This is a genomic window from Geminicoccus sp. (assembly GCF_035556675.1).
GTDB lineage: Bacteria > Pseudomonadota > Alphaproteobacteria > Geminicoccales > Geminicoccaceae > Geminicoccus.
The window spans coordinates 1-6123 of the sequence record NZ_DATMFZ010000301.1 but is presented as its reverse complement, the minus strand read 5'-3'; the positions used below and the strand labels follow the sequence as shown (position 1 = coordinate 6123).

Here is a 6123-nt window from a genome sequence, read left to right as displayed (position 1 = left end):
ATGCGTGGCTGCGCGAGCAGGTGTTCGCGGCGGCCCGGACGCAGCGGGCCTGACCGCCGGATCGGAGGACTAATCCCCGGTACGGTTGCGGTATTCCAGCGGGTGCCAGCTGAAGGAGTTTTCGCCCTCGGCGCGGATATGGCCGACACCGGGGAAGGGCAGATGCGGGGCCGCGACCAGCTGGCGGCCTCTGGCGAAGCCCGCGAAGGCGGCACTGCGCACGGCCCTGGCCGCGTCCGGGTCCAGGTCGTAGACGATGGTGGTGTCGGGGGCGGGGAACTGCACCGCCGCCACATGGATGATGTCGCCGATGAAGGCGATCGAGCGGCCCCGGCTCGTCACCGTGTAGAACGCGCTGCCAGGCGTATGGCCGGGATGGAGTGTCGCGACGATGCCGGGCAGGATCGTCTCGTCGTCCTCGAAGGTCCGGACCTTGCCGGCCTCTGCATAGGCGCCGATCGTCCGGGCCGCCTCGTCGAAATATCGCGACGCGTAGCCGGTTTCCTCCGCATTGCCGGGCTCGAGGAAGAAGGCGAGGTCGGGTGCGCCGACATGGACGGTCGCGTTGGGGAAGACCGGCTGGCCGTCCAGGACCAGGCCGCCCGAATGGTCGGTGTGGATGTGGGTGATCAGGATGTCGGTGATGTCGCCCGGTGCGATGCCGATGCTGGCCAGGCTGTCCGGCAGCTTGCCGCCATGGCCCGGGCCGAACAGCTGGCCGGAGCCGGTGTCGACCAGGATGCGGCGGGGGCCGTCCTCGATGAGGAAGGCGTTGATCGACGCCTCGACCGGGTTCGACTGGAAGGCACGCGCCAGCAGCCGGTCGACCTCGGCGGGCGGGGTGCCGGTCATGAGAAGGTGCAGGTCCTGCGGGACGGTGCCATCCGACAGGGCGACGATCCGGAGATCGCCCAGCGGGAAGGCGTAGGAGTCCGGGACCTGGGCATGCCCGGCCGCCGTTGCCGGGTGCGTGGCGGCTGCGCCGGCCGGAAGACCCAGGCCGAGTGCGAGGATCATGGCGGTGCCGGTAAGGAAGGAGCGGAGCCTCATGAGGGTCTGTCTCGATGCGGGTGTCGTTCGCCCGGAGGTGGCGACGGCATGGCCCCACCAGAAATCGGGCCGCTCGATCGGACCTATCGACGATATTGATGGCTTTGGCGGCGCCGGCCCGATCCAGGGTGGTCGGGTTCGTTCGGGCAAATACACCGGGAGGGGATGGAACGGTGCCATCCCCGGGTTCCGCCGGTGCCGGAGCTGGCATGACCAGGCGTACTACGGCCTTGATGTACCGTATGTTTTTGCCGTTCTCGGGTTCGTTTGTGCAAAAACACGATTCGAGGTCGATGACAGACGGCATGGCGGCATCCTGCGGCTGGAGCGGCGCAGGATAGCACGAATCTAGGTACACAGTCCTGGAAAGTGGAGCGGCCTAGAAGCGGCTGCGCTCCAGCTGCCGTTCCATGTTGGACATGGTGGTCAGGCTGCGCAGGCGGAACAGGTCGATGAGCTGGCCGATGCCGAGCAGGCCGAAGGTGAACAGCCAGATCAGGCCGGTCCAGATGAAGCCCAGATAGAAGCGGTGGATGCCGCAAAAGCCGAAGATGCACAGCAGCCAGAGCCAGAACGAGGTGCTCACCGACTTCATGCGTGTCACAGCTCCAAGAACGGGGTCGATCTCTACAAGACCGCCGGTGGGGAATGGTTCCGGGGATACCCGCATGTGGGCGTCGGGTCCAACCGGATCAGGTGGCGAGGCGGCCGATGGGTGAAAATGCCCGGCGCAGCGCGTCCCTCTGGGGGGATGGCAGGCGGGTTTGCAGCACGACCCGGCTGGCGGGCAGGGGCGGCAGGCCCTGCAGCATGGTGCAGCTTGCGGGCACCTGGGTGCGGCCGACCACGGTAATGCCGAGCCCGGCCTCGACCGCGGCCTGCAAAGCCGAGACCGAGCCGCCCTGGAACACGATGCGCCACGGCAGGCCATGTTCGTCCAGGATCCGGGTCATCGCCGCCTTCACGCCGCACGCACCGCGCAATGCTACGAGGTCGAGCGGCCGCTCGCCCGGCCTGGTCAGCGGCTCGCTGCCGATCCAGGCCAGCGCCTCGCGGTAGAGCGGCAGGCTCTCCCGGCGCAGGGCATCCTGGCGCACGATCGCGGCATCGGCGGCACCTTCATCATAGGCGGCCAGCATGTCCGCCGAGGTGCCGACCACCACGTCCGGCACCAGGCCCGGCAGGGCGATGCGCAGCGCCTGCAGAGCGGCGGGCAAGCGGCCGGCGATCGCGTGGTCGCTCACGGCGAGGCGCAGCACCGCCGGCTGGGCCGGCACGTCGTCCATGGCGGCGAGCGCCTCATCATGAACGGCCAGGATCCGCCTGGCATGGGGGAGGAAGTGCCGGCCGGTCTCGGTGAGCGCCACGGCCCGGGGGGTGCGCACCAGCAGGCGCCGGCCGAACCGGTCCTCCAGCTTGGCCACGCGCAGGCTGATCGCGGACTGGGTCGCGGCCAGGGATTCCGCCGCACGCGTGAAGCTGCGCAGGTCCGCCACGGCGAGGAAGGAACGGAGCTGGTCCAGGTCCAGGTTGCGCATGCTTTGTCCGACGACCGCCTGCCATGATGAAGTGTCATCATAGAGAGTAGCAGCATTTGCTTCTGCAATGAAGGGCGGCGGGCCATCCTGCCTTTGCCATTCATGCAGGAGATCCAGGATGCCGATCATCAGCGTGCAGCTCGCCACCGTCCGACCGATCGACGATCTGGAGCGCCAGGTCGCGGCCCGGGTGGCCGGCCTGTCCAGCTCGATCCTGCGCAAGCAGCCGGAGCTGACCGCCGTGATCGTCCAGCGGGTCGATCCCGCCGCCTGGTTCGCGGGCGGCCGGTCGCTGGCCGAGCAGGGCAGGTCCAGCTTCTGGCTGGAGATCAGGGTGGTGGACGGCACCAACAGCAAGGACGAGAAGGCGGCGTTCGTGGCGGCGGTATTCGCCCTGTTCGAGGAACTGCTGGGCAGCCTGCACCACGAGAGCTACGTGCACGTGCACGAGGTGGCCGCCGACGCCTATGGCTTCGGCGGTCGGACCCAGGAGCGGCGCTATATCGAGGCCGCACCAGCACCGACGGCACGCGCCGCCTGATCGGCGCGCGATTGACCGCCCCCTGACCAGCCGGCAAGCAGGCGGGACGACAAAAGGGGGGGCGCTCGCGATGCGGGACGGCAAGTTCGGATTCGGCCTGATCGGGGCCAGCACCATCTCGCGCGAGCGGATGGTGGGGGCGATGAACGGCAGCGGGGTGGCGCTGCCGGTGGCGGTGTTCAGCCGCGACCTGGCGCGCGGCCGGACGTTCGCGGCGGAGATGGGCATCCCGAAGGCCTATGACCGGCTGGACGAGATGCTGGCGGACCCGGAGGTGGATGGGGTGTATGTCGCCAGCACCAATGAGCGGCACCATCGCGAGGTGCTGGCCTGTGCCGCGGCGGGCAGGCACGTGCTGTGCGACAAGCCGCTGGCGATGAGCCTGGCGGAGGCCGAGGACATGGTGCGCGCCTGCGAGGCGGCCGGCGTGGTGTTCGCGACCAACCACCACATGCGCTGCGGCGCGCACCATATCGCGATGCGCGAGATCGTCCGCTCCGGGCGGCTGGGCGATCTGGTGGTGATCCGGGTGGTGCATGGGGCGCTGCTGCCGGCCCATCTGCAGACCTGGCGGATCAACGACCCCGCCACGGGTGCCGGGGCGATCATGGACCTGGCGGTGCACGACGCGGACATCGTGCGCTTCCTGACCGGCGACGAGATCGTCGAGATCAGCGCCATGAGCAAGAACAGCGGCATGGGCACGGACAAGATCGAGGACACGGCGCTCGCGATCTTCCGCACGGCCGGCGGCACGCTCGGCCACATCCACAACGTGTTCAACACGCCGTTCAACCGGGGCTCGATCGAGATCCACGGGACCAAAGGCTCGCTCTATGCCCGGGACAATATGGGGCAGTCCCCGGAGGGCACGGTGCATCTGCGCGATGCGGAGGGCCTGCACGAGATCCCGCTGGAGCACGAGGATCTCTACGTGCGCATGGTGAGGAGCGTGGTGGCCGCGGCCCGCGGCGAGGGGGAAGCCGCGTGCACCGGCCAGGACGGGCTGCGCTCGCTCGCCGTGGCGCTGGCCATGCTGGAGAGTGCCGCCTCCGGACGCGCGGTGCCGGTGCCGGCATCCCAGGTTTCTTCCCAGCCGGGTGGATCCGTCTGATCGGAGATGGCTCCAGCCGGTGAGAGGAGGGCGGATGCTGCTGGACTGGCGCGGCCAGGAGGTGACCGCATCGGGTGCCGCGACCGTGGCCGGGATCGACGGGTTCATCCAGAGCTTCCCGGCCTATGAGAACGGCGTGGCGGTGGTCCAGGAGGCGGCGAATGCCGATCCGGACTGCGCGCTCGCCAACGCCTATGCCGGACCGCCAGCCGATCTATCCCAGGCTCGAGCAGGTCTACCGGCGGCTGGACCTGCCCGAGCAGGCCGCGCGCGTGGCCGCCGCCAAACAGATCGGCATCAAGGGCCATGGCTGAGCCCCGACGATCCGGTCGTCTAGACCATCGGGCTTCAATTGTGGCGGCTGTTTCGGCTAAACGGTCCCATGGAGCAGTTGCCGCAATCATCGCAGGGCCGTTGAGCAAGGCGTCGAAGAAAGGGCAGGCGGGCGCCCCGCCTGCCGAGCCCGCCGATCCGGCGGCGCTGCGTCCGGCCGAGCAGGCTGAGGACCAGCAGCCGGCTGCCGAGCAGCCGGTGGCGACGAAGCCATCGGCCGGGAAGACGCCGGCGAAGAAGGCAGCCGCGAAGGATCCTGCGCCGAAGAAGCCGGCATCGAAGAAGCCGGCGCCGAAGAAGAAGGCGCAGGCGGCGCCCCGGCTCCAGTACGGCGTGCTGGCGCTCAGGATGCGCGGCGGCTCGGCCGACGTGCTGCTGATCACCTCGCGCGGCACCAGGCGCTGGATCATCCCCAAGGGCAATCCGGAGAAGGGCAGGACGGGCGCCGAGGTGGGAGCGATCGAGGCGTTCGAGGAGGCCGGGCTGATCGGCGAGGTCTGGACCAGGCCGATGGGCTCCTATCTCTCGCCCAAGCACCTGCCGTCCGGCCGGATCGTCCCCTGCAAGATCGAGGTCTACCGGATGGATGTCGAGGAGGTGCTGGACGACTGGCCGGAGAAGGGCCAGCGCGAGCGGCGCTGGTATTCCCTGGACGAGGCCGCCATGTTGGTGGGCGAGGGTGGGCTGGTGGCGCTGATGCTGAAGGTGAATGCCGAGCTGATCGGCCGCTGACCGTCACCCGCCTGTCACGGGACGTGCCTATCTGGCCGGACGACCTGTCCGGCCCGGCAGGTGCCGGCCCCTCCTTCGGAAGACCGCCTGATGAACCGACCGCTCGTCGCGCTCGCCCTGGCCGCCGGCCTGACTGCCGCCCCCGTCCTGGCCGGATCCGCCCTGGCCGCCGGGGGCAGCCTCGTCCTCTATACGAGCCAGCCGCAGACCGACGCGCAGGGCACGATCGACGCGTTCCGGGCGGAGCATCCGGACATTGAGATCAGCTTCGTGCGCGACGGCACGCCCAAGATCATGGCCAAGCTGCGCGCCGAGCTCGAGGCGGGCGCACCCCAGGCCGACGTGCTGCTGATCGCCGATTCGGTGACGATGGAGGGGCTGAAGCGCGACGACGTGCTGCTGGCCCATGAGGGGGCCGACGTTTCGGCCTATCCGGAGGGGCTGCACGACCCGGCGAAGTTCTGGTTCGCCACCAAGCTGATCACCACCGGGATCGTCTACAACGAAGCGGCCCCGTTCGTGCCGACCTCCTGGGCGGACCTGACGCGGCCCGAGGCCAAGGGCCTGGTCGCGATGCCGAGCCCGCTCTCCTCGGGTGCGGCCCTGATTCATACCGTGACGCTGACGGGCAATCTCGCGGACGGCTGGGGCTATTACGAGCAGCTCAAGGCGAACGATGCATTGGCCGAGGGGGCCAATGGCGGGGTGCTGAAGGCGGTGGCGGGTGGCGAGAAGCTGTTCGGCATGATCGTCGACTTCATGCCGATCCGCGAGCAGGCCAAGGGGGCGCCGGTCTCGTTCGTGTTTCCCGAGGA

Annotated in this window: 9 protein-coding genes; 6 read left to right on the top strand and 3 right to left on the bottom strand. The window is 69.2% G+C overall.

All coding sequences use genetic code 11. The features are described 5' to 3' along the window. Positions 1-69: 69 nt before the first annotated feature. Positions 70-1050, bottom strand: a complete 981-nt coding sequence (locus tag VNS22_RS21080) for an MBL fold metallo-hydrolase (protein WP_325735954.1) — start codon at positions 1048-1050, stop codon at positions 70-72. Between VNS22_RS21080 and VNS22_RS21075 the strand changes: the two genes are divergently transcribed. Then, positions 1049-1402: a hypothetical protein gene (locus tag VNS22_RS21075; protein ID WP_325735952.1), complete on the top strand. Its 354-nt coding sequence runs from the start codon at positions 1049-1051 to the stop codon at positions 1400-1402. The genes VNS22_RS21080 and VNS22_RS21075 overlap by 2 nt on opposite strands. Positions 1403-1429: 27 nt before the next feature. Here VNS22_RS21075 and VNS22_RS21070 read toward each other — a convergent pair whose 3' ends face one another. Together VNS22_RS21070 and VNS22_RS21065 are read right to left on the bottom strand one after the other, a co-directional pair. Further along, positions 1430-1645 carry an NINE protein gene (locus tag VNS22_RS21070; protein WP_325735950.1) on the bottom strand — a complete coding sequence of 72 codons (216 nt, stop codon included), beginning with the start codon at positions 1643-1645 and terminating at the stop codon, positions 1430-1432. Between the two features lie 97 nt (positions 1646-1742). After that, entirely contained in the window at positions 1743-2588 is an 846-nt protein-coding gene (locus tag VNS22_RS21065) for a LysR family transcriptional regulator (RefSeq protein ID WP_325735948.1), read from the bottom strand. Between the two features lie 118 nt (positions 2589-2706). Here VNS22_RS21065 and VNS22_RS21060 point away from each other — a divergent pair, with 118 nt between their 5' ends. The 5 genes from VNS22_RS21060 to VNS22_RS21040 all read left to right on the top strand — a co-directional run. Further along, complete coding sequence (locus VNS22_RS21060; RefSeq protein WP_325735947.1) at positions 2707-3129, top strand: 4-oxalocrotonate tautomerase family protein; 423 nt, start codon at positions 2707-2709, stop codon at positions 3127-3129. A 70-nt stretch (positions 3130-3199) separates the two neighbouring features. Beyond that, a complete protein-coding gene (locus tag VNS22_RS21055) occupies positions 3200-4243 on the top strand; it encodes a Gfo/Idh/MocA family oxidoreductase (RefSeq protein WP_325735945.1) in 1044 nt (347 codons plus the stop codon). A gap of 161 nt (positions 4244-4404) precedes the next feature. Then, on the top strand, positions 4405-4557 hold the full coding sequence (locus tag VNS22_RS21050) for a hypothetical protein (RefSeq protein ID WP_325735943.1): 153 nt from the start codon (positions 4405-4407) through the stop codon (positions 4555-4557). 100 nt (positions 4558-4657) lie between these two features. Then, positions 4658-5308 (top strand): NUDIX hydrolase, encoded by a 651-nt coding sequence (locus VNS22_RS21045; RefSeq protein WP_325735941.1) that lies wholly within the window; start codon positions 4658-4660, stop codon positions 5306-5308. Positions 5309-5398: 90 nt separating this feature from the next. After that, the coding region (locus tag VNS22_RS21040) for an extracellular solute-binding protein (RefSeq protein ID WP_325735939.1) at positions 5399-6123 on the top strand (725 nt) is incomplete at its 3' end.